This window comes from Pigmentiphaga sp. GD03639, from assembly GCF_029845405.1.
GTDB classification, from domain to species: domain Bacteria; phylum Pseudomonadota; class Gammaproteobacteria; order Burkholderiales; family Burkholderiaceae_B; genus Pigmentiphaga; species Pigmentiphaga daeguensis.
Window position 1 is genome coordinate 208815 of record NZ_JAOCLR010000008.1, and the last position, 20102, is coordinate 228916.

The window sequence follows — 20102 nt, forward strand, 5'->3', positions numbered from 1 at the left end:
GCCGCCGCCTTCAGCCCGAGGGCAGCTCCAGCACGGCCTTGGCCAGGATGTTGCGCTGGATCTCGTTGCTGCCGGCGAAGATCTTCGCGCCCAGCGCGTTGAACAGCGGCGCCACCACGTGCAGGTCGATCTCGTCGGTGCCGGCGTGGTCGCGCACCGCGCCGTATTCGCCGGCGGCCTCGATCAGCAGCAGGGCCAGCCGCTCGTAGGTCTCGGTGGACCAGATCTTCAGGATCGACACGGTGGGCGGAATGGCCGCCCCGCGCTTGGCCAGGTCGGCAAAGCCGCCGTACGCCGCCCCCAGGTCCAGCGTGTCGAGTTGCAAGGCGGTATGGCGCGCGACGAAGGCCGGGTCGTCGAACAGCCCGCGCTGGCGCGCCAGCTTTTCCACCTGCCGCAGTGTGTGCTGGGAATGCTTGGGGCTGCCGGTGAACAGGCGCTCGAAGCCCAGCAGCGCCTTGGCCACCGTCCAGCCCTCGTTCAGGCCTCCCACCAGGTTCTCGCGCGGCACGCGGACGTTGTCGAAGAACACCTCGCAGAATTCCCGCTCGTCGGCGATGTTGCGGATGGGGCGAACGGTGATGCCGGGTGTCTTCAGGTCCACCAGCAGGAAGCTGATGCCGGCCTGCTTCTTGGCCGTCTTGTCGGTGCGCACGAGCATGAACATGTGCGTGCCGTCCGAACCCCAGGTGGTCCAGGTTTTCTGGCCGTTGACGACGAAGTGGTCGCCGTCGGGCACGGCTTCCGTGCGCACGGCGGCCAGGTCCGAGCCGGCGTTCGGTTCCGAATAGCCCTGGATCCAGACGTGCTCGCCTTTCAGGATGGCCGGCAGGAAGCGGGCGCGCTGCGCATCGGTGCCGAAGCGCATCAGGATCGGCCCCACCATGTTCAGCCCCTGGTCGGGCGGCCGCGCGACGCCGTAGGCCTCGGCTTCTTCGATGTAGGCGATCAGCTTGTCGGGCGGCAGGCCCATGCCGCCATGCTCGCGGGGCCAGGCCGGCGCCAGCCAGCCCAGGCGGGCCAGCGTCAGGTACCAGTCGCGCGTCTCGGCCCAGGTCTGACGGTAGGGCATGTGCCGCCGGTCTTGCGGGTAGTGCGTGTCGAACAGTGCGCGGACCAGGCGGCGGAATTCGGCTTCCGGCATCGCCCCCCAGTCCGCGTCGGCGGGAAACGCGGTGATGGGCGCGGGGGCCGGCCCGGTTTCGGGATCGTCCGCTTCCGGAGCGGCCAGCGTGGCGTAGCGCACGCGGTGTGCCTCGGCATTTCCCAGGTGCGCGGACAGCGCCATCGCGCGGCGGAAATACAGGCCGATGTCGTATTCGTAGGTCGTGCCGATGGCGCCGTGCAACTGGATCGCCATGCGGGTCATCTCCAGCGCCGCGTGGGCGCAGCGGGCCTTGGCCCGGCTGGCCAGGCGCCCCAGGCGCGTGGCGGGAGCATCCGGCGCCGCCTGCGCCAGCACCTCGCGCAGGCAGGCCTCGGCCAGTTCCACCTGTATCAGCCCGTCGACCATGCGGTGCTGCAAGGCCTGGAAGCTGCCGATCGGGCGACCGAACTGCTCCCGCGTCGCCAGGTAGTCGCGCGTCAGTTCCAGCGCCCGCCGGGCGATGCCCGCCAGCTCCGCGCCCTGGGCCAGGCGCGCCACGTCGTTGGCGCGCGCCAGGGCCTCGCTGGCCGTCGGGCCGGTGGCCAGCACGTGCTCCGCATCCAGCACGGTACCGTCCAGGTCCAGGTCCGCCTGCGCGCTGCCGTCCACCAGGCGCCGGGTGATGGGAGCGCGGGCCAAACGTTCGCGGGGCAGCCACAGCAGCGCGGCTTCTTCGTCCAGCGTGGCGGCCAGCAGCCAGCCATCGACGTCGGCGCCGGGCTGGACGAAGCGCTTGCGGCCGGCCAGCCGCAGGCCGCCGGCCCCGCGCGTGGCGCATGAACCGGGCCGGGCGTCGGGATCGAGCTGGCCCGCGCGTTCCTGCCAGGCCACGCCCAGCAGCATGGCGCCCGACATGGCCTTCTCCAGCAGCGATGCGCGCGGCGGCGTGGCGGGCAGGCCGGCCAGCAGCGCCATCGTATGCACGCCCGCCGCGGCCAGCGGTTCGGGCAGCAGATGGCGGCCGGCTTCCTGGGCGATCGCGCACAGCTCGGGCAGACCCAGGCCCAGTCCGCCGTCGTCCTCGGCCACCAGCACCGCCAGCCAGCCCAGTTCGGCGATGCGGCGCCATTCCTCGCGATCGTGTCCGCCCGCGCTGTCGTCCAGCGCACGCATGCGCTGCCGCTGGTCGTTCGCGCCCAGGTAGTCGGCGGCGCTGTCGCGAAATTCCCGCAGAGTATCGTCCATGAAGTTCCCTGGGGCATGCCCCGTCAAAGAATGCCTTGCTCGCGCAAGGCCCGCAGCCGCTCCACCGGCACTTGCAGCAGCTGCGCGCAGATTTCCTCGGTGTGCTCGCCCAGGGCCGGTGGCGGGCGTCGGTACTCGACCGGGGTCTCCGACAGGCGCACGGGATTGGCCACCATGGGCAGCGTGCCGGTGGGCGCGAAGGGCAGGTGCGTGATCACCTGCCGGTGCCGCACCTGCGGGTCGTCGAAGGCCTGCTGGAAGTCCTGGATGGGCGCGCACGGGACGCCGGCCCGGTCCAGCGCTTCCAGCCAATGGGCGCGCGGGCGGGCGCGCAGCGCATCTTCCAGCAGGGGCACCAGCGTGTCCTGGTGCCGCATGCGCTGGAGATTGGCGGCGTAGCGCGCATCGTCCGCCAGCCCCGGCAGTCCGAGCGCGGCGGCCAGGCGGCGGAACTGGTCGTCGTTGCCGCACATCACCACCAGCGGCTGGTCCGCGCAGTCGAAAGCCTGGTAGGGCACCATGAAGTGCGAACGCGTGCCTATGCGCGCCGGCTGCGAACCCGACAGCAGATAGCCCATCGCGACATGCGAGGCGGCGGCCAGCTGACAGTCCAGCAGCGCGATGTCGATGTGCTGCCCTTCGCACAGACCCGCCTGGCGCGCGTGCAGCGCCGACAGGATGCCGATCACCGCATGGTAGGCGGCGGTGATGTCCGACACCGAATAACCCACGCGCTGCGGCGGGCCGTCGGGTTCGCCCGTCATGCTCATGATGCCGCTCATGGCCTGGAACACCAGGTCATAGCCGGGCTGGCGGGCACGCGGCCCATCCTGGCCGAAACCCGTGATCGAGCAATAGACCAGGCGCGGATTGACCGCGCGCAGCGACGCGTAGTCCAGCCCGTGGCGGGCCAGGTCGCCGGCCTTGAAGTTCTCGATGAAGACGTCGCTTTGCCGCGCCAGGCCGCGCACCAGTGCCTGCCCCTCGGGATTGGCGACGTCGATGGCGATGGACCGCTTGCCGCGGTTCATCGCCAGGAAAGATGAGGTCCAGTCCAGCGGCCTGCCGTCGGCGTCCCGCAGGGGCGAACCCTGGTAGCGCGCTTCGTCGCCCATACCCGGCCGTTCGACCTTGATCACGTCCGCCCCCAGGTCCGCCAGCATCTGGGTGGCGAACGGGCCCGAGAACACCCGGCTCAGGTCCAGTACGCGGATGCCGTGCAGCGGGGCGGTCATGGGGCGGCCTGGATGATGCGGTCGCGCCGCAGGGCGTCAAGCTCGGCCGCCTCCAGGCCCAGCACCTCGCGCAGCACCTCGTCCGTGTGCTGGCCCAGGGCGGGCGGGGCGCGCCGGTATTCGACCGGCGTGTCCGAGAAGCGGACCGGATTGGCCACCTGGGGAATATCGCGCCCCGCGTCCGCGGGCATGCGCAGCAGCATTTCCCGATGGCGTATCTGCGGATCGTCGAACACCTGCGCGAAGTCGTTGATGGGTCCGCAGGGCACGCCGGCGGCGTCGAAGGCCGCGCGCAATTGCGCCACGGGATGCCGGACGATGGCCCGCTCCAGCAGCGGCACCAGCTCCAGCCGGTGCCGCGCCCGCATGGGGTTGGTGGCATAGCGCGGATCGCCCGGCAGCCCGGGCAGCCCCAGCACCTCGCACATGGCGGCGAACTGCGTGTCGTTGCCCACCGCGACCACGATCTGGCCATCGGCGCAGTCGAAGGACTGCCAGGGGCAGGTGATGGGCGAGGCATTGCCCAGCCGCTCCGGCTGCCGTCCCGACACCAGGTACATCATGGCCACGTGCGAGATCGACGCCACCTGGGCATCCAGCAGGGCCAGGTCGATGTGCTGTCCCGTGCCGGACACCACGTCGCGGTGGCGCAGCGCGGCCAGGATGGCGCTGACGGCATAGAAGCCGGCGGTGATGTCCCCCACCGAATAGCCCACGCGCAGCGGCCCGCCGCCCGGCTCGCCGTCGGCGTGGCCGGTGATGCTCATCAGCCCGCTCATGGACTGGAACAGCGGGTCGTAGCCCGGCAGGTGGCTGTACGGACCGGTCTGCCCGAACCCGCTGATCGAGCAATACACCAGCCGGGGGTTCAGCGCCGACAGCGACGCGTAGTCCAGCCCGTAGCGCGCCAGGTCGCCGGCCTTGAAGTTCTCGATCAGGATGTCCGAGCGCATGGCCAGCTCGCGCACCAGCGCCTGGCCGGCCGGCCTGGACAGGTCGATGGCCACCGAACGCTTGCCGCGGTTCATGGACATGAAGGACGAGGTCTCGCCCACCTCGCCGCCGTCCTCGCCGCGCGCCCGCAGACCCTGGTGGCGCACGTCGTCGCCGCGTCCGGGCCGCTCCACCTTGATCACGTCGGCCCCGAAATCGGCCAGCATCTGCGCGGCCCAGGGGCCCGAGAACACCCGGCTCAGGTCCAGGACCTTCACGCCCGCCAGGCTGCTCATGGCCGGCTCGCGCCGTGGGCGGGGCGGCAGGGGAGGTCAGTGGGGAAAGGGGCGATGCGGCGCGGCATGAGGCGTCTCCTGGCCGGATCCGGGTCCGGTCTCGTGCGATGGATGGCTGGCACGAGTATAGGTAGCCGCCGCGCGGCTGTTCATCACCGCGGCGCCAAAGCTGATATGCCTGAGGGATCAGGAGGAGTGCTTGCGCGTGTCGTGCTTCATGATCTGCGCCTTCTCGCGCAGCCAGTCGCGCTCGCGCTCGGTGTCGCGCTTGTCGAACTGCTTCTTGCCCCGCGCCAGCCCGAATTCCAGCTTGATCAGCGACTTCTTGAAATGCAGGTTCAGCGGCACCAGCGCGAAGCCGCGCTGTTCCACCTTGCCGATCAGCTTGTGGATCTCCTCGGCCTTGAGCAGCAGCTTGCGCGTGCGGGTCGGGTCGGGATGGACGTGGGTGGAGGCCGTCTCCAGGGGGCTGACGTGCATGCCCAGCAGGTACAGTTCGGCATCGCGGACGATGACGTAGCTTTCCTTGAGCTGGACACGCCCGGCACGAATCGCCTTCACCTCCCAGCCTTCGAGTACCAGGCCGGCCTCGAAACGCTCGTCGATGAAGTAGTCGTGGAATGCCTTGCGGTTCTCAATGATGCTCATTCGTCACGCCGTTAAAATGGGTCATTCTAGCAATTTGCCCAATCGGATCATCTACGCATGCATAAAGTGCAACGTTCGGTGTTGGTCCCCTATAGCGCCGCCCAGATGTTCGACCTGGTGGCCAAGGTCGAGGACTACCCCAAATTCATGCCCTGGTGCGGCGGAACCGAGGTGCACGAGCGCGACGAGAACGGCATGCGCGCCTCGGTCGTGATCCAGTTCGCGGGCCTGCGCCAGCGCTTCACCACCCGCAACACCCACCACTATCCCGACCGCATCCAGCTCGACCTGGTGGACGGGCCGTTCTCGCTGCTGGAAGGCGTCTGGGAATTCCACGCCCTGGCCGACGACGCCTGCAAGGTGGTCTTCACCATGCAGTACCAGTTCTCCAGCCGTGCGCTGGAAACCCTGGTCGGCCCCGTGTTCAACCGCATCGCCACCAGCTTCATCGACGCCTTCACCCAGCGGGCCGAAGCCTGCTATGGATAGCCAGGCGGGGCGGGGCGGCACCGTGGCCGTCAGCGTCTGTTATGCGGATGCGTCGGAAACCTGGATGCGGGAACTCGTCCTGCCCCGGGGCGCGACCCTGGCCGACGCCATCCTGGCCAGCGGTTTTCGCCAGGCCTACCCGGGGGTGGACCCCGCCCAGGCCGGCACCGGCGTCCATGGCCGCCGCCGGCCGCTGGACCATGTGCTGCACGACCACGACCGGGTCGAGATCTACCGCCCGCTGGTCTTCGACCCCAAGGAATCCCGCCGCCGGCGAGCCGCGCACAAGGCGGCGTCGGCAGGCGCCAGGCGGGGCGGACCGGGCCGCTAGACGGGCCCGGCGTGTGGACCGTGGGTTTTCCCGCATATAAACCCTCTTGACAGCAAGGCTGAACAGCGCAGCCCCCCGCTCTGATTTACAATACTAGGTTTATTGCGGCCAGGGGTTACTCGATGCGTCTCGTACAAAATGCGCTTACTTTCGATGACGTGTTGTTGGTGCCCGCATACTCTGCGGTGTTGCCCCGCGACACCAGTCTTCGAACCCGTCTGACCCGTGAAATCTCGCTGAACATTCCCCTGGTGTCCGCCGCCATGGACACCGTCACGGAATCGCGCCTGGCCATCGCCATGGCCAAGGAGGGCGGGATCGGGATCATCCACAAGAACCTCACCGCCGACGAGCAGGCGCGCGAAGTCGCCAAGGTCAAGCGCTACGAGGCCGGGGTCGTGCTCGATCCCATCACCATCGCGCCCCACATGAAGGTGCGCGAAGTCATCGAGCTGCAGCGCCAGCACGGCATCTCCGGCCTGCCCGTGGTCGAGGGCCGCCAGGTGGTCGGCATCGTCACCAACCGCGACCTGCGCTTCGAAGACCGCTACGACGAGCCCATCCGCACCGTCATGACGCCGCGCGAGCGCCTCATCACCGTGCGCGAAGGCGCCTCGCTGGACGAGGCCCAGGCCCTGATGCACAAGCACCGCCTGGAGCGCGTGCTGGTCGTCAACGACAGCTTCGAGCTGCGCGGCCTGATCACCGTCAAGGACATCATCAAGACCACCGAGAACCCCAACGCCAGCAAGGACGAGCACGGCAAGCTGCGCGTCGGCGCCGCCGTCGGGGTGGGCGAGGGCACCGACGAACGGGTCGAGAAGCTCGTCGCCGCCGGCGTCGACGTCCTCATCGTCGACACCGCCCACGGCCACACCGCCGGCGTGCTCGACCGCGTCCGCTGGATCAAGAAACACTACCCGCAACTGCAGGTCATCGGCGGCAACATCGCCACCGGCGCCGCGGCCCGCGCACTGGTCGAGGCCGGCGCCGACGGCGTCAAGGTCGGCATCGGCCCCGGCTCCATCTGCACCACCCGCATCGTGGCCGGCGTGGGCGTGCCCCAGATCACCGCCATCTCCAACGTGGCCGAGGCCCTGGAAGGCACCGGCGTCCCGCTGATCGCCGACGGCGGTGTGCGCTACTCCGGCGACATCGCCAAGGCCCTGTCGGCCGGCGCCTACACCGTCATGATGGGCGGCATGTTCGCCGGTACCGACGAAGCTCCGGGCGAAATCGTCCTGTACCAGGGCCGCTCGTACAAGTCCTACCGCGGCATGGGCAGCCTGGGCGCCATGGCCGACGGCTCGGCCGACCGCTACTTCCAGGACCCGGCCAACAACTCCGACAAGTTCGTGCCCGAAGGCATCGAAGGCCGCGTGCCCTACAAGGGCAGCGTCATCGCCATCATCTACCAACTGGTGGGCGGCGTGCGGGCCTCCATGGGCTACTGCGGCTGCGCCACCATCGACGAAATGCGCACCAAGAGCGAATTCGTCCAGATCACCGCCGCCGGCATCCGCGAATCGCACGTCCACGACGTGCAGATCACCAAAGAAGCTCCCAACTACCGGATGGACTGAAGCGTGCACGACCGCATCCTGATTCTCGACTTCGGCTCGCAAGTCACCCAACTCATCGCCCGCCGCGTGCGCGAAGCGCAGGTCTACTGCGAAATCCACCCCTACGACGTCTCGGACGACTTCGTCCGCGGCGAACTCGCCAAGGGTCTCAAAGGCGTCATCCTGTCCGGCAGCCACGCCTCGGCCTACGACGAAGCCTCCATGCGCGCCCCCCAGGCCGTGTTCGAATCCGGCGTGCCCGTGCTCGGCATCTGCTACGGCATGCAGACCATGGCCATGCAACTGGGCGGCAAGGTCAGCTTCAGCGACCACCGCGAATTCGGCTACGCCGAAGTCCGCGCCCACGGCCACACCCCGTTCCTGAACGGCATCCAGGACTTCGCCACCCCCGAAGGCCACGGCATGCTCAAGGTCTGGATGAGCCACGGCGACAAGGTCACCGAACTGCCGCCCGGCTTCAAGCTCATGGCCTCCACCGCCTCGTGTCCCATCGCCGGCATGGCCGACGTCGACCGCGGCTACTACGCCGTCCAGTTCCACCCCGAAGTCACCCACACCGTCCAGGGCCAGGCCCTGCTGTCGCGCTTCGTGCACGACATCTGCGGCTGCGGCACCGACTGGAACATGCCCGACTACGTCAGCGAAGCCGTCGAGGCCATCCGCAAACAGGTCGGCAGCGACGAAGTCATCCTGGGCCTGTCCGGCGGCGTCGATTCCTCCGTGGCGGCCGCACTGATCCACAAGGCCATCGGCGACCAGCTCACCTGCGTCTTCGTCGACCACGGCCTGCTGCGCCTGAACGAAGGCGAGCAGGTCATGCAGACCTTCGCCGAAAACATGGGCCTGAAGATCATCCACGTCGACGCCACCGACGACTTCATGGGCAAGCTGGCCGGCGAAACCGACCCCGAGGCCAAGCGCAAGATCATCGGCAAGGAATTCGTCGAAGTCTTCCAGCGCGAAGCCGCCAAGCTCAAGGGCGCCAAGTGGCTGGCGCAGGGCACCATCTACCCCGACGTGATCGAATCGGCCGGCGCCAAGACCGGCAAGGCCGTCACCATCAAGTCGCACCACAACGTCGGCGGCCTGCCCGATACCCTGCACCTGAAACTGCTCGAGCCGCTGCGCGAGCTGTTCAAGGACGAAGTGCGCAAGCTCGGCATCGCGCTCGGCCTGCCGCACGGCATGGTCTACCGGCATCCGTTCCCCGGGCCGGGCCTGGGCGTGCGGATCCTGGGCGAGGTGAAGAAGGAATACGCCGACCTGCTGCGCCGCGCGGACGCGATCTTCATCGAAGAACTGCGAGGCACCCGGGCAACCGAACAGGATGCCGCAGCGGGCCTGTGCGCGGCCGAGGAGGTCGGGAAGAACTGGTACGACCTGACCAGCCAGGCGTTCGCCGTGTTCCTGCCCGTGAAGTCCGTGGGCGTGATGGGGGACGGGCGGACGTACGACTACGTCGTCGCGCTACGCGCGGTGCAGACCACCGACTTCATGACGGCGCATTGGGCGCATTTGCCGTATGCGTTGCTGGGAAGGACTTCGAACCGGATCATCAATGAGGTTCGGGGGTTGAATCGGGTGGTTTATGACGTGTCGGGAAAGCCGCCGGCGACGATTGAGTGGGAATGATCCCGCGTCTGGCAGCCACTGGCAATAAGTGGCATGGAACCACATCTAAGCCCGCGTAAATGCGGGCTTTTTTGTGATCTCGTTCGGCACCGCCTGGCAACATTTGGCATCGCCAAGCACCGTTTTTTCATGGCATGATGGATGGCATTGAATGCTTCTATGCCATGAGAAGTCGCCGATACCATGCAACCACCTTGCTGAATGTTCATGGTATCGAATTTGCGTAATACGATGATTTAATTGATGTTTTACGCCAGGGCGGGCCGGTCTTCGGATCATGGTATTTGAGTTGAATCAGGGCGAGAACCATGTTGACCGATACCAAGCTGCGCAACCTCAAGCCGAAGGACAAGCTCTACAAGGTGAATGACCGTGACGGCCTCTATGTAGCCGTCACGGCCGCCGGAGCGATCTCGTTCCGCTACAACTACTCGATCCACGGTAGGCAGGAGACCATCACCTTCGGCCGCTACGGTGTCGGCGGGATCACCCTGGCGGAAGCCCGCGAGCGGTTGGGCGAGGCCAAGAAGATGATCGCGGCCGGGAAGTCGCCGGCCAAGGAAAAGGCGCGGGACAAGGCACGCGTCAAGGACGCGGAGACGTTCGGGGCCTGGGCGGAAAAGTGGCTGCGCGGCTACCAGATGGCCGACTCCACCCGCGACATGCGCCGCTCGGTCTACGAGCGCGAGCTGAAGCCAAAGTTCGGCAATCAGAAGCTGGTGGAGATCACCCACGAAGACCTGCGCGCGCTGACCGATGCCATCGTCGAGCGCGGCGCGCCGGCGACGGCCGTGCATGTCCGCGAGGTGGTGCTCCAGGTCTTTCGCTGGGCCATCGAGCGCGGCCAGAAGGTCGAGAACCCGGCCGAGCTGGTACGCCCGACGACCATTGCCAAGTTCGAGCCGCGCGACCGTGCGCTGACGCCCGACGAGATCGGCCTGATGTACCAGTACATGGAGCGCATCGGCACAGCGCCATCCATTCGGGCGGCGGCCAAGCTGCTGCTGTTGACGATGGTGCGCAAGAGCGAGCTGACCAACGCGACCTGGAGCGAGATCAATTTCAGCGACGCGCTTTGGACGATCCCGAAGGAGCGGATGAAGCGGCGCAATCCGCATCTGGTGTTCCTGTCCCGGCAGGCGCTGGACATCTTCATCGCCCTGAAAACCTTCGCGGGGGGATCGGACTACGTGCTTCCGTCGCGGTATGACTCGGACTTACCCATGAGCAGCGCCACGCTCAACCAGGTGCTGACGCTGACGTATCGGCTGGCGCAGAAGGAAGGGAAGTCGCTCGCCAAGTTCGGGCCGCATGACTTGCGGCGCACGGCCAGTACGTTGCTGCATGAGGCCGGCTACAACACGGACTGGATCGAGAAGTGCCTGGCGCACGAACAGCGGGGCGTCAGGGCCGTCTACAACAAGGCCGAGTACCGCGAGCAGCGCACGGCGATGTTGCAGGACTGGGCGGACATGATCGACGAATGGACGCTGAGACGGCCGAAGGCGTAAGTCAGAGGAGGGCGGGTTCAGCAGCGCCGCCCGAGCATCGAGGTGTGGCTTCGCGCGTCATTGACACTTTAGGGGCGCGGCGTTTTAGCGGCTAAAAAGTGGCGGCTGCGACCGACTGAGTGAAGCCTGGCCGCATCGCCTGAGTGCCCGACGACTTCCGCGCCTCGATCCATTCCTCGACCTCGGCCAAGTCCCAGGCAACGTTTCGGCTGGTGAGTGCGATCCGGCGCGGAAACTCCCCGCGCTGCTCCATGTTGAAGATCGTGCGCTCAGACAGCGGGATCATTGCCAGTAGCTTCTTCCGATTGATGAGCGTCTTGCTTGTCGTTGCCTGCATCCCCTGGCCTCTTTCAGTCACTTGCGAACATGTGCCTGATGGTGCCTGGCAATGCGGATTGTTTCGTCCTATTAGTTGGTCAATTAGGTTGACGCCGTGAGCGCGGCTTTGTACTCAAGCGGAACATCGCGGGGATCGCCGCCAGCGCCTTCGATACCGCTTGGCGCTCGATGCCGAGCTTTCGCGCAATCTCCGACTGATTGAGTCCAGACCGCTGGAGCATCAGCATCTGCTTTTTGCGATCCGATAGCTTCGAGTCCACCATCAGCCGTGCTTGATTGCGCAGCTCTGCCTTGTCCGCCGGCTGTAAGGTCTGGCCTGCGACATAGTGGAAGAAGTAGCTGTCAACCAGTTGATCGCCCGATTTCACTTGGGCAGTGGCCGGCTTCGCGCATTGCTGGTTGAGTCTCGCCAGTTCGAGGTCGAATTGCGCGAGGGATCGCCTTGCTTGTCTGTAGACAGGGTTCCATGCGCCGCTCGGCAATTTAGGCCGGTGATCCAGGCAATACAGGCTGCTTAGTCGAAGCTTTTCCTCTGGATCGTCCGCTTTCGGATCATCGCTCCCGCCGGCGAATGAGGTCAGCTCGGCGAGTGATCCGCAGAACCGGCAGAACCCCTGGAGGCGTTCGCCATTCAGTCGGGTGTCGCGCACCTTCGACTTCACCGGCCGTTTGCAGGCGCAGTCCCATACAAGCCCGATCAACGATTCGAGTGTTGCAACAAACCGCCGATCTCTTGGGGTCTGCGTGTCCTCCGTTTTGATGAACTGGCGCAGCAACTGCCGCTGCATGCGAACCATCGCATCAAGTCCCACCAGTCGAATGATTCCGCTGAAGCTCACCCCTGTTCCTGCTCCGGGGATATGGCCCAAGTAGCGTTGCGGCAGCGTCGCCGTGTACGCAGCTACGGCGGGGTCGATGAGTTCCTGTATCAGCCCAACGATGGGGTAGCGCCGCGAGGAGGCGGAATACGGCCGCCAGCGATCCTCAAACTGCTCGATGGCTTCCGAGACAGTGGGATCGCAGCCTTCCCAGATGACAATGGTTGGATCGTTCTTCATGTCAACCATTTTGGACAACTAATAAGATGTAGGCAACCCCCAATAGCGCCTAACCTTCGTAGCAATTCAGTTGATAACGGAGGTTTACGCAATGACGATAGAAGACACGCTGCTGCAACGCTTCGGCCCGCTGCTGAGCATGGCGCAGCTCGCCTCTGTCCTGGATCGATCACCGGATGGCCTGCGGGTCAGCTTGCGCACGACGAGCGAATGGGCGGGGCGAATCAACAAGGCTCGCTTGAAGATCGGTCGACGGGTCTACTTCCGAACCTCGCAGATCGCCAAGGTGTTGAGCGACGAGTCCCTGTACGGAACGGGGAACTGAGTCGTGGCGATTGACGTCCTGGCGGCGTTCGAGTGCGAACCGCCGGTGCTGGACTTCATATGGCCGGGTTTCCTCGCGGGAACCGTCGGCGCGCTCGTCGCCCCAGGGGCCACGGGCAAGAGCTTCTGGGCGCTGGAAGCGGCCATGAGCATCGCATGCAGCGTTGCCGGCGGCGACCTCGTGGGCCTGGCCCCCGCACACACCGGGCGCGTGGTTTATCTGGCAGGGGAAGACCCGCCGCCCGCGCTTGTGCGGCGCATTCACGCCATCGGCCAGCACCTCGGACACGCAGCACGCCAAGCCATCGCAGAGAACCTTGCGCTTGAGCCGATCATGGGCAAGCGCCTGAACGTCATGGACGAGGTTCACTTGCGCCGCGTCATCGAGTACGGCGCCGGGGCGAGGCTGATCGTGCTGGACACCCTAAGCCGCATCCACGCCCTCGATGAGAACAGCAACGGCAACATGGCCCACCTCGTGGCCGTGCTGGAGCAGGTCGCGGCTACCACGGGCGCATCCGTGCTCTACCTGCACCACGTCAGCAAGGGAAGCGCCCGCGAAGGGCAGACCGACCAGCAGCAGGCCGCGCGTGGCGCGTCCGCGCTGATCGACAACGCCAGGTGGTGCGGTTACGTCGCCCGCATGACTGAGGACGAGGCGAAGCGCCTCAGCGACCGCGCCCATGACCGGCAGCCCATCGGCGATGAGCGGCGCGGCTACTTCGTGCGTTTCGGCGTCAGCAAGCAGAACTACGACGCCACGCCGCTTGATCGCTGGTACATGCGGCACGCCGGCGGCGTGCTGGTGCCGGTGGAGTTGTATGAGGCCAGCAGGAATGAGGAAAGACGTGATGGTCGGAGGCGAGGCGATGGCTTTTGACCTCACCCATGCCAGGCACGATCCAATGCACTGCTTGGTCCCCGGCTTGTTCCGCAGTCTCAAGCGCGGCGAACGGAAGAAGCTCAAGCTCGATGTGACGTATCACTACGCCGAAAATGAACAAGCGCGGTTCGTCGGCTTCGAGCCTCTTGGTGCTGATGACATGCGGCTGCTGCAAGGTCTTGTGGCTCTTGGAGGGCCGAAGGGCATCATCCTGACGCCAGAGCCAACAGCAGACTTGCCGAAGCAACTCCGTCTATTCCTTGAGCCGAAGTTCGACGCGGTAGGGCAGGATGCGCTGGTCGTGAGAGAGAGTATGACCAGCCTGCTAGGCGAAATCGGCTTGACCGATGGCGGCGACAATATCAGGGCGATCAAGGCGAGCTTGCTGCGCATGGCAAACGTGACGGTGGTAGTCACCAAGGGGAGCAGGCAAAGGTCTTTTCACCTGATGAGCTACGCCTTCGACGAGGAGGACGGACGGCTATTCGTCGCGTTGAATCCCCAGATTGCAGAGGCGATTCTTGGTAGGCGCCCGTATACCCGCATCGAGATGGCCGAGGTGCGGGCGCTACAGACCGACCCGGCCCGCCTGATTCACCAACGGTTATGCGGCTGGATCGATCCGGGCAAAGCCGGGCGCGTGGAACTGGATACCCTTTCCGGTTACGTCTGGCCGGACGAGGCGAACGCCGAGGCCATGAAGAAGCGCCGCCAGAAGGCCCGCAAGGCTCTGGCCGAGCTTGCCACCGTGGGCTGGAAGGTCAGCGAATATGCGGCAGGGAAGTGGGAAATTGGCAGGCCGAAGCCCGTAGTAACGTTCCCCAAGCTCCGTAGCAATGTTCCCCTTCACCCGTAGCAACGTTCCCCGCCTCAAACCGGAAAACACAGCAACGGCGCGGGCTTGCGGCTAGTTCGCAAATTTCATCCATGATCTTCCAAGATCATCCACTAGGCGCGGAGCTTGCCGCCGCCCTTTAGGGCGACGCCAAGCCCTTGCCGCTGCCGATGGTCGGCCTTCGGCCGTTGATTTGTACGCCAGAAAGGGGGGGCAGCTCCCGGCGGTTCCTTTAGCGGCTAAAACGCTGCGCCCCTCAAGTGTCAATAGGCAGGTGTTGTATGTTGTATGTTGTAGCGCGCTACAACATACAACAGTTCAAAGTCATTCCCGGCCACGTCATGAGGCCGGCCCTTCTTTCGCGCGCACGTCGAGCTGCAGCATCGCTATTTCCGGCGAGGCTGGCCGCGTTCGGGCCACGGTCGACCATCGCACATCCGACGATGCGCCGAGGGCGCAATCGCCAGTTCCGACGATGACGGCCACCGGCGCTAGAGCTCGCATCGCCGCTTCTGACGATGTGATCCACTCTTTGACACTTGAGGGGCCGAGCGGCGGGAGGGGGCTCCCGGCCTCCCTCTTGGCGTTCAACCTTCCGTGTTGAATGGGCTGCCATCCCTGTTTCGACAGGCGTGCCTGTGTCATCGGTTCGGGGTCACCTCAGAAAACGGAAAAAATCGTACGCTAAGGCGCGCGACGGCTTTGACCTAGCAACAGTGCAAAGCTGCGATCAGCGGGCAGGAAACGGTCCCCCTTCGCGCATGGCAGGCGCACACCAAATCAGACAGCACGGCCTCCATGCGCGCCAGGTCAGCCATCCTCTCGCGCACGTCCTTGAGCTTGTGCTCGGCCAGGCTGCTGGCTTCCTCGCAATGGGTGCCATCCTCCAGCCGCAGCAGCTCCGCGATCTCATCCAGGCTGAAGCCCAGCCGCTGGGCTGATTTCACGAAGCGCACCCGCGTTACATCCGCCTCGCCATAGCGGCGGATGCTGCCATAGGGCTTGTCAGGCTCCAGCAACAAGCCCTTGCGCTGATAGAAACGGATGGTCTCCACATTGACCCCGGCCGCCTTGGCGAAAACGCCAATGGTCAGGTTCTCCAAATTGTTTTCCATATCGCTTGACTCCGTACATGAGTACGGAAGTAAGCTTAAGCTATCCAATTCAGATTCGAAAGGACAAACGTATGTCTGAACCTCAAAACGGGCGCGGCGCGCTCTTCACTGGCGGGCTGGCCGCCATCCTCGCCTCGGCTTGCTGCCTCGGGCCGCTGGTTCTGATCGCCTTGGGGTTCAGCGGCGCTTGGATCGGCAACTTGACGGTGTTGGAACCCTATCGCCCCATCTTTATCGGCGTGGCGCTGGTGGCGTTGTTCTTCGCCTGGCGGCGCATCTACCGGCCGTCAGCCGCCTGCAAACCGGGTGAGGTTTGCGCGATTCCCCAAGTGCGAGCTACTTACAAGCTCATTTTCTGGGGCGTGGCCGTGCTGGTTTTGGTCGCGCTCGGATTTCCCTACGTCGTGCCATTTTTCTATTGATCACAGGAGTTCACCATGAAAAAGCTGCTTTCCGCCCTTGCCCTCGCTGCCGTTGTTGCCCCCGTGTGGGCCGCCACCCAGACCGTTACGCTGTCCGTACCGGGCATGACCTGCTCGGCCTGTCCGATCACTGTCAAGAAGGCGATTTCCAAGGTCGATGGCGTCAGTAAAGTTGACGTGACCTTCGAGACGCGCGAAGCGGTGGTCACCTTCGATGATGCCAAGACCAGCGTGCAGAAACTGACCAAGGCTACCGAGGATGCGGGCTACCCATCATCAGTCAAGAACTGATCATGAAAGACCCGAAGACACTGCTGCGGGTCAGCATCATTGGCACAACCCTCGTGGCGCTGTGTTGCTTCACCCCTGTTCTGGTCATTTTGCTCGGTGTGGTCGGCTTGTCCGCGCTGACCGGCTATCTGGACTATGTGCTGCTGCCTGCGCTGGCGATTTTCATCGGCTTGACCATCTACGCCATCCAACGAAAACGCCAAGCCGATGCCTGCTGCACCCCGAAATTCAATGGAGTAAAAAAATGACCGAAATCACCGTGAATGGCATGACCTGCACATCCTGCGCCACCCATGTCAAAGATGCTTTGGAAAAGATTCCCGGCGTGAATGCCGCTGTGGTGTCCTATCCAGAAAGCCGCGCGCAAGTCATGGCAGACACCGCCGTGAGCCACAACCAACTGCTGGCCGCCATCGCCGCATTGGGTTATCAAGGCTCGATCCGGGTTGGTGATTTCAAAGATGAACCAAAAATCCGTGATGCACTTGAGGGCGCCGGTTTGCATATCGCCATCATTGGCAGCGGCGGGGCCGCGATGGCGGCGGCGCTGAAGGCCGTCGAGCAAGGCGCGACGGTCACGCTGATCGAACGCGGCACCATCGGCGGCACCTGCGTCAATATCGGCTGTGTGCCGTCCAAGATCATGATCCGCGCTGCCCATATTGCCCATCTGCGCCGGGAAAGTCCGTTCGACGGCGGTATTGCGGCAACTGTGCCTGCGATTGACCGCAGCAAACTGCTGGCCCAGCAGCAGGCCCGTGTCGATGAACTGCGGCACGCCAAATACGAAGGCATCCTGGGCGGTAATCCGGCCATCACCGTTTTGCACGGTGAAGCGCGTTTCAAGGACGACCAGAGCCTTACCGTCCGTTTGAACGAGGGTGGCGAGCGCGTCGTGATGTTCGACCGCTGCCTGGTCGCCACGGGTGCCAGCCCGGCGGTCCCGCCGATTCCGGGGTTGAAAGAGTCACCCTACTGGACTTCCACCGAGGCCCTGGCGAGCGACACCATTCCCGAACGCCTTGCCGTAATCGGCTCGTCGGTGGTGGCGCTGGAGCTGGCGCAAGCCTTTGCCCGGCTGGGCAGCAAGGTCACGGTCCTGGCGCGCAATACCTTGTTCTTCCGTGAAGACCCGGCCATCGGCGAGGCGGTGACAGCCGCTTTCCGTGCCGAGGGCATCGAGGTGCTGGAGCACACGCAAGCCAGCCAGGTCGCCCATATGGACGGTGAATTCGTGCTGACCACCACGCACGGTGAATTGCGCGCCGACAAACTGCTGGTTGCCACCGGTCGGACACCGAACACGCGCAGCCTCGCGCTGGACGCAGCGGGGGTCACTGTCAATGCGCAAGGTGCCATCGTCATCGACCAAGGCATGCGCACGAGCAACCCGAACATCTACGCGGCCGGCGACTGCACCGACCAGCCGCAGTTCGTCTATGTGGCGGCAGCGGCCGGCACCCGTGCCGCGATCAACATGACCGGCGGCGATGCGGCGCTCGACCTGACCGCAATGCCGGCCGTGGTGTTCACCGATCCGCAAGTGGCGACCGTGGGCTACAGCGAGGCGGAAGCCCACCACGACGGGATCGAGACCGACAGCCGCACCTTGACCTTGGACAACGTGCCGCGTGCGCTCGCCAACTTCGACACACGCGGCTTCATCAAGTTGGTTATCGAGGAAGGCAGCCATCGGCTGATCGGCGTACAGGCGGTCGCGCCGGAAGCGGGTGAACTGATCCAGACGGCGGCTCTGGCCATTCGCAACCGCATGACGGTGCAGGAACTGGCCGACCAGTTGTTCCCCTACCTGACGATGGTCGAGGGGTTGAAGCTCGCGGCGCAGACCTTCAACAAGGATGTGAAGCAGCTTTCCTGCTGCGCCGGGTGAGAAAAAGGAGGTGTTCAATGAACGCCTACACGGTGTCCCGGCTGGCTCTTGATGCCGGGGTGAGCGTGCATATCGTGCGCGACTACCTGCTGCGCGGATTGCTGCGCCCGGTGGCGTGCACACCAGGCGGCTACGGCTTGTTCGATGACGCCGCCTTGCAACGGCTGTGCTTCGTGCGGGCGGCCTTCGAGGCGGGCATCGGCCTCGACGCGCTGGCGCGGCTGTGCCGGGCGCTGGATGCGGCGGACGGCGACGAAGCGGCCGCGCAGCTTGCCCTGCTGCGTCAGTTCGTCGAGCGTCGGCGCGAAGCGTTGGCCGATCTGGAAGTGCAGTTGGCCACCCTGCCGACCGAGCCGGCACAGCACGCGGAGAGTCTGCCATGAACAACCCCGAGCGCTTGCCGTCCGAGACGCACAAACCGATCACCGGCTACCTGTGGGGCGGACTGGCTGTGCTGACTTGCCCCTGCCACCTGCCCATCCTCGCTGTCGTGCTGGCCGGCACAACCGCCGGTGCTTTCCTCAGCGAGCATTGGGTCATCGCGGCGCTCGGTTTGACCGGCCTGTTCCTTCTGTCCCTGTCGCGGGCGTTGCGAGCGTTCAGGTGTAGCGGCCGTAACGTGCTCTGATCGACTAAGAGGAAGTTTGGGGCACAACAGGGGGTCGCCTCAGAAAACGGAAAATAAAGCACGTTAAGGCAAAACGGCTCCGCCGTTGGGCATCAATACGGCTTTGTCATTGACGCGCTGTCGCGCATTCCTGGCAGAACACAACAGCAGGATCGGCGTTCAACAGTTCCGGCTCCAAATCACTGTGACAGGCGCAGCACAGCCCATAGGTGCCAGAGTCGAGGCGGGCCAGCGCAGCTTCGACCTTGCGCTTGCGAATGGTCAGCCGCTCCCGCAATCCTTGGGCAAGAGCCTGTTGTTGGAGGGCGTCGATACGCGACACCCTACCGACACAGGATTGATCCAGCTCGACCGGCGCGGCGGACTGTTGAGCCTGCTGGATTGCCTCAACGGTTTCCCTTTGCTCGATCAGCAGTCGAGCGCGGAACTGTTCCATGTCCATTGAGGCGACTCCTTCGCTATCGCAGTAGAAGCGTGGGGATGGTCGAGGAACGCAGCAGGTCAGCGGTCTTGCTGCCGAACATCAAAGTGCGCAGCGGCGAGTGACCGAATGCGCCCATGATGAGCATGTCGATGGACTGCTCCTTGACCGTCTTGGCGATGATGCTTTCCGCATCGCCGGGGATCAGTGAGGCGGTGACGTCGAAGCCAGCCGATTCCAAGGTGGTCTTGGCCCAATCAAGCTGCTTGGGTGCATCCTGGCTTTTCTTCCCCGACATCAGCAGGATGATAGGCAAACCTCGGAACAGCGGGCTGCCAGCGACCATTTCGACGCCACGCCGGGTCACGACACCGCCGTCGAAGGCGATCATCACGCGCTGCGGCTCTTTGAAGCCTTCGGTCACGGTCAGGATCGGTTTGTGCAGCGAACGTACCACCCGCTCCACATTGCGGCCCAAGTCGCGCTGTGTGGCTTCTGCGGCTTCGCCACGGCGTCCGAGTATCAGCAGGCGCACGCCGTCTTCCTGTTCGGCCAGCGTTGCTTCAAGTTCGCCGTGCCGCTGGCGAACATCGACCAGCGCGGCACCGGCAGCGGTGGCCCGTTCGCGCAGTCGGTTCAGGAAGATGCGGCCTTGCTCGCGAGCATTCTTGGTGCGGGCCTCGTCTTCGGCGGTGAGCTTGGTCAGCAGATTTTCCTGGGCGTCAATGCCGATGGCACCGCTGTGATCTTCGCCCGATCCCTGCTCGGGGTGGCGGTCGATGACGTGCAGAAACTCCAGCGGCGCGTCCATTCGGCGAGCGGCCCATGCGGCGTAGTCGGCCACGTAATCGGCGAAGTGGGATTGATCCACGCAGGCCAGCACTTTGTTTTCGTTCTTCATGATC

23 protein-coding genes are annotated in these 20102 nt (G+C 65.0%); 14 read left to right on the top strand and 9 right to left on the bottom strand.

The annotated features are described in order from the left end of the window. Positions 1 to 10 precede the first annotated feature (10 nt). From N5K27_RS11595 to smpB, 4 genes are all read right to left on the bottom strand, one after another. Positions 11 to 2332, bottom strand: coding sequence for an acyl-CoA dehydrogenase (locus N5K27_RS11595; protein WP_279816542.1), 2322 nt, complete (start codon positions 2330 to 2332; stop codon positions 11 to 13). 23 nt (positions 2333 to 2355) lie between these two features. Continuing rightward, entirely contained in the window at positions 2356 to 3567 is a 1212-nt protein-coding gene (locus tag N5K27_RS11600) for a CoA transferase (protein WP_279816545.1), read from the bottom strand. Further along, positions 3564 to 4796: a CaiB/BaiF CoA-transferase family protein gene (locus N5K27_RS11605; RefSeq protein ID WP_087837376.1), complete on the bottom strand. Its 1233-nt coding sequence runs from the start codon at positions 4794 to 4796 to the stop codon at positions 3564 to 3566. Before N5K27_RS11605 ends, N5K27_RS11600 begins: the two co-directional genes overlap by 4 nt. A gap of 186 nt (positions 4797 to 4982) precedes the next feature. Next, on the bottom strand, positions 4983 to 5444 hold the full coding sequence (smpB, locus tag N5K27_RS11610; RefSeq protein ID WP_132978789.1) for an SsrA-binding protein SmpB: 462 nt from the start codon (positions 5442 to 5444) through the stop codon (positions 4983 to 4985). A gap of 57 nt (positions 5445 to 5501) precedes the next feature. Here smpB and N5K27_RS11615 point away from each other — a divergent pair, with 57 nt between their 5' ends. From N5K27_RS11615 to N5K27_RS11635, 5 genes are all read left to right on the top strand, one after another. Continuing rightward, positions 5502 to 5933: a type II toxin-antitoxin system RatA family toxin gene (locus tag N5K27_RS11615; protein ID WP_087837374.1), complete on the top strand. Its 432-nt coding sequence runs from the start codon at positions 5502 to 5504 to the stop codon at positions 5931 to 5933. Beyond that, positions 5926 to 6264: an RnfH family protein gene (locus N5K27_RS11620; protein ID WP_087837373.1), complete on the top strand. Its 339-nt coding sequence runs from the start codon at positions 5926 to 5928 to the stop codon at positions 6262 to 6264. Before N5K27_RS11615 ends, N5K27_RS11620 begins: the two co-directional genes overlap by 8 nt. 122 nt (positions 6265 to 6386) lie before the next feature. After that, positions 6387 to 7847: an IMP dehydrogenase gene (gene guaB, locus N5K27_RS11625; protein ID WP_087837372.1), complete on the top strand. Its 1461-nt coding sequence runs from the start codon at positions 6387 to 6389 to the stop codon at positions 7845 to 7847. A 3-nt stretch (positions 7848 to 7850) separates the two neighbouring features. Beyond that, positions 7851 to 9479 (top strand): glutamine-hydrolyzing GMP synthase, encoded by a 1629-nt coding sequence (gene guaA, locus N5K27_RS11630; protein ID WP_087837371.1) that lies wholly within the window; start codon positions 7851 to 7853, stop codon positions 9477 to 9479. Positions 9480 to 9787: 308 nt separating this feature from the next. Further along, complete coding sequence (locus tag N5K27_RS11635; protein ID WP_011805741.1) at positions 9788 to 10990, top strand: site-specific integrase; 1203 nt, start codon at positions 9788 to 9790, stop codon at positions 10988 to 10990. Between the two features lie 91 nt (positions 10991 to 11081). On the opposite strand, the gene N5K27_RS11640 is transcribed toward N5K27_RS11635, so the two are convergent. After that, positions 11082 to 11327, bottom strand: coding sequence for an AlpA family phage regulatory protein (locus N5K27_RS11640; protein WP_011805740.1), 246 nt, complete (start codon positions 11325 to 11327; stop codon positions 11082 to 11084). A gap of 79 nt (positions 11328 to 11406) precedes the next feature. Next, positions 11407 to 12387 carry a hypothetical protein gene (locus N5K27_RS11645; RefSeq protein WP_020371267.1) on the bottom strand — a complete coding sequence of 327 codons (981 nt, stop codon included), beginning with the start codon at positions 12385 to 12387 and terminating at the stop codon, positions 11407 to 11409. A 91-nt stretch (positions 12388 to 12478) separates the two neighbouring features. On the opposite strand from N5K27_RS11645, the gene N5K27_RS11650 reads away from it, so the two are divergent. The 3 genes from N5K27_RS11650 to repC are packed head-to-tail and all read left to right on the top strand — an operon-like array spanning position 12479 to position 14450. Further along, positions 12479 to 12712, top strand: a complete 234-nt coding sequence (locus N5K27_RS11650; protein ID WP_016713071.1) for a hypothetical protein — start codon at positions 12479 to 12481, stop codon at positions 12710 to 12712. A 3-nt stretch (positions 12713 to 12715) separates the two neighbouring features. After that, the gene (locus N5K27_RS11655; RefSeq protein ID WP_016713070.1) at positions 12716 to 13591 is read left to right on the top strand and encodes a helicase RepA family protein; all 876 of its coding nucleotides are present in this window, start codon (positions 12716 to 12718) and stop codon (positions 13589 to 13591) included. Next, entirely contained in the window at positions 13581 to 14450 is an 870-nt protein-coding gene (gene repC / locus N5K27_RS11660) for a replication protein C, IncQ-type (protein ID WP_033724053.1), read from the top strand. The genes N5K27_RS11655 and repC overlap by 11 nt, the downstream gene beginning before the upstream one ends. Before the next feature lie 686 nt (positions 14451 to 15136). Here the strand turns inward: repC and merR are convergent. Beyond that, positions 15137 to 15544: an Hg(II)-responsive transcriptional regulator gene (gene merR, locus N5K27_RS11665; RefSeq protein WP_279816559.1), complete on the bottom strand. Its 408-nt coding sequence runs from the start codon at positions 15542 to 15544 to the stop codon at positions 15137 to 15139. Positions 15545 to 15615: 71 nt separating this feature from the next. Between merR and merT the strand changes: the two genes are divergently transcribed. From merT to merE, 6 genes are read left to right on the top strand one after another with little or no spacing between them, the layout of a single operon-like run. Then, a complete protein-coding gene (merT, locus tag N5K27_RS11670) occupies positions 15616 to 15966 on the top strand; it encodes a mercuric ion transporter MerT (RefSeq protein ID WP_001294667.1) in 351 nt (116 codons plus the stop codon). A 15-nt stretch (positions 15967 to 15981) separates the two neighbouring features. Beyond that, positions 15982 to 16257, top strand: coding sequence for a mercury resistance system periplasmic binding protein MerP (gene merP, locus N5K27_RS11675; RefSeq protein ID WP_000735441.1), 276 nt, complete (start codon positions 15982 to 15984; stop codon positions 16255 to 16257). Positions 16258 to 16259: 2 nt separating this feature from the next. Continuing rightward, the gene (gene merF, locus N5K27_RS11680; protein WP_000654684.1) at positions 16260 to 16505 is read left to right on the top strand and encodes a mercury resistance system transport protein MerF; all 246 of its coding nucleotides are present in this window, start codon (positions 16260 to 16262) and stop codon (positions 16503 to 16505) included. Further along, positions 16502 to 18148 carry a mercury(II) reductase gene (gene merA, locus N5K27_RS11685; RefSeq protein WP_154834644.1) on the top strand — a complete coding sequence of 549 codons (1647 nt, stop codon included), beginning with the start codon at positions 16502 to 16504 and terminating at the stop codon, positions 18146 to 18148. Before merF ends, merA begins: the two co-directional genes overlap by 4 nt. A 17-nt stretch (positions 18149 to 18165) precedes the next feature. Next, a complete protein-coding gene (gene merD / locus N5K27_RS11690) occupies positions 18166 to 18531 on the top strand; it encodes a mercury resistance co-regulator MerD (protein WP_000995360.1) in 366 nt (121 codons plus the stop codon). Further along, entirely contained in the window at positions 18528 to 18776 is a 249-nt protein-coding gene (gene merE, locus N5K27_RS11695) for a broad-spectrum mercury transporter MerE (RefSeq protein WP_016713051.1), read from the top strand. The genes merD and merE overlap by 4 nt, the downstream gene beginning before the upstream one ends. Before the next feature lie 106 nt (positions 18777 to 18882). Here merE and N5K27_RS11700 read toward each other — a convergent pair whose 3' ends face one another. Both N5K27_RS11700 and N5K27_RS11705 read right to left on the bottom strand, forming a co-directional pair. Then, complete coding sequence (locus N5K27_RS11700; RefSeq protein ID WP_011518936.1) at positions 18883 to 19218, bottom strand: molecular chaperone DnaK; 336 nt, start codon at positions 19216 to 19218, stop codon at positions 18883 to 18885. A 16-nt stretch (positions 19219 to 19234) separates the two neighbouring features. Further along, a complete protein-coding gene (locus N5K27_RS11705; RefSeq protein WP_011518937.1) occupies positions 19235 to 20098 on the bottom strand; it encodes a universal stress protein in 864 nt (287 codons plus the stop codon). Positions 20099 to 20102 lie beyond the last annotated feature (4 nt).

What these genes read in the sequence shown, in the direction of transcription:
- N5K27_RS11595 (WP_279816542.1), bottom strand. Translation starts at nt 2,332, where the DNA reads ATGGACGATACTCTGCGGGAATTTCGCGACAGCGCCGCCGACTACCTG.
- N5K27_RS11600 (WP_279816545.1), bottom strand. Translation starts at nt 3,567, where the DNA reads ATGACCGCCCCGCTGCACGGCATCCGCGTACTGGACCTGAGCCGGGTG.
- N5K27_RS11605 (WP_087837376.1), bottom strand. Translation starts at nt 4,796, where the DNA reads ATGAGCAGCCTGGCGGGCGTGAAGGTCCTGGACCTGAGCCGGGTGTTC.
- smpB (WP_132978789.1), bottom strand. Translation starts at nt 5,444, where the DNA reads ATGAGCATCATTGAGAACCGCAAGGCATTCCACGACTACTTCATCGAC.
- N5K27_RS11615 (WP_087837374.1), top strand. Translation starts at nt 5,502, where the DNA reads ATGCATAAAGTGCAACGTTCGGTGTTGGTCCCCTATAGCGCCGCCCAG.
- N5K27_RS11620 (WP_087837373.1), top strand. Translation starts at nt 5,926, where the DNA reads ATGGATAGCCAGGCGGGGCGGGGCGGCACCGTGGCCGTCAGCGTCTGT.
- guaB (WP_087837372.1), top strand. Translation starts at nt 6,387, where the DNA reads ATGCGTCTCGTACAAAATGCGCTTACTTTCGATGACGTGTTGTTGGTG.
- N5K27_RS11635 (WP_011805741.1), top strand. Translation starts at nt 9,788, where the DNA reads ATGTTGACCGATACCAAGCTGCGCAACCTCAAGCCGAAGGACAAGCTC.
- N5K27_RS11640 (WP_011805740.1), bottom strand. Translation starts at nt 11,327, where the DNA reads ATGCAGGCAACGACAAGCAAGACGCTCATCAATCGGAAGAAGCTACTG.
- N5K27_RS11645 (WP_020371267.1), bottom strand. Translation starts at nt 12,387, where the DNA reads ATGAAGAACGATCCAACCATTGTCATCTGGGAAGGCTGCGATCCCACT.
- N5K27_RS11650 (WP_016713071.1), top strand. Translation starts at nt 12,479, where the DNA reads ATGACGATAGAAGACACGCTGCTGCAACGCTTCGGCCCGCTGCTGAGC.
- repC (WP_033724053.1), top strand. Translation starts at nt 13,581, where the DNA reads ATGGCTTTTGACCTCACCCATGCCAGGCACGATCCAATGCACTGCTTG.
- merR (WP_279816559.1), bottom strand. Translation starts at nt 15,544, where the DNA reads ATGGAAAACAATTTGGAGAACCTGACCATTGGCGTTTTCGCCAAGGCG.
- merT (WP_001294667.1), top strand. Translation starts at nt 15,616, where the DNA reads ATGTCTGAACCTCAAAACGGGCGCGGCGCGCTCTTCACTGGCGGGCTG.
- merP (WP_000735441.1), top strand. Translation starts at nt 15,982, where the DNA reads ATGAAAAAGCTGCTTTCCGCCCTTGCCCTCGCTGCCGTTGTTGCCCCC.
- merF (WP_000654684.1), top strand. Translation starts at nt 16,260, where the DNA reads ATGAAAGACCCGAAGACACTGCTGCGGGTCAGCATCATTGGCACAACC.
- merA (WP_154834644.1), top strand. Translation starts at nt 16,502, where the DNA reads ATGACCGAAATCACCGTGAATGGCATGACCTGCACATCCTGCGCCACC.
- merD (WP_000995360.1), top strand. Translation starts at nt 18,166, where the DNA reads ATGAACGCCTACACGGTGTCCCGGCTGGCTCTTGATGCCGGGGTGAGC.
- merE (WP_016713051.1), top strand. Translation starts at nt 18,528, where the DNA reads ATGAACAACCCCGAGCGCTTGCCGTCCGAGACGCACAAACCGATCACC.
- N5K27_RS11700 (WP_011518936.1), bottom strand. Translation starts at nt 19,218, where the DNA reads ATGGACATGGAACAGTTCCGCGCTCGACTGCTGATCGAGCAAAGGGAA.
- N5K27_RS11705 (WP_011518937.1), bottom strand. Translation starts at nt 20,098, where the DNA reads ATGAAGAACGAAAACAAAGTGCTGGCCTGCGTGGATCAATCCCACTTC.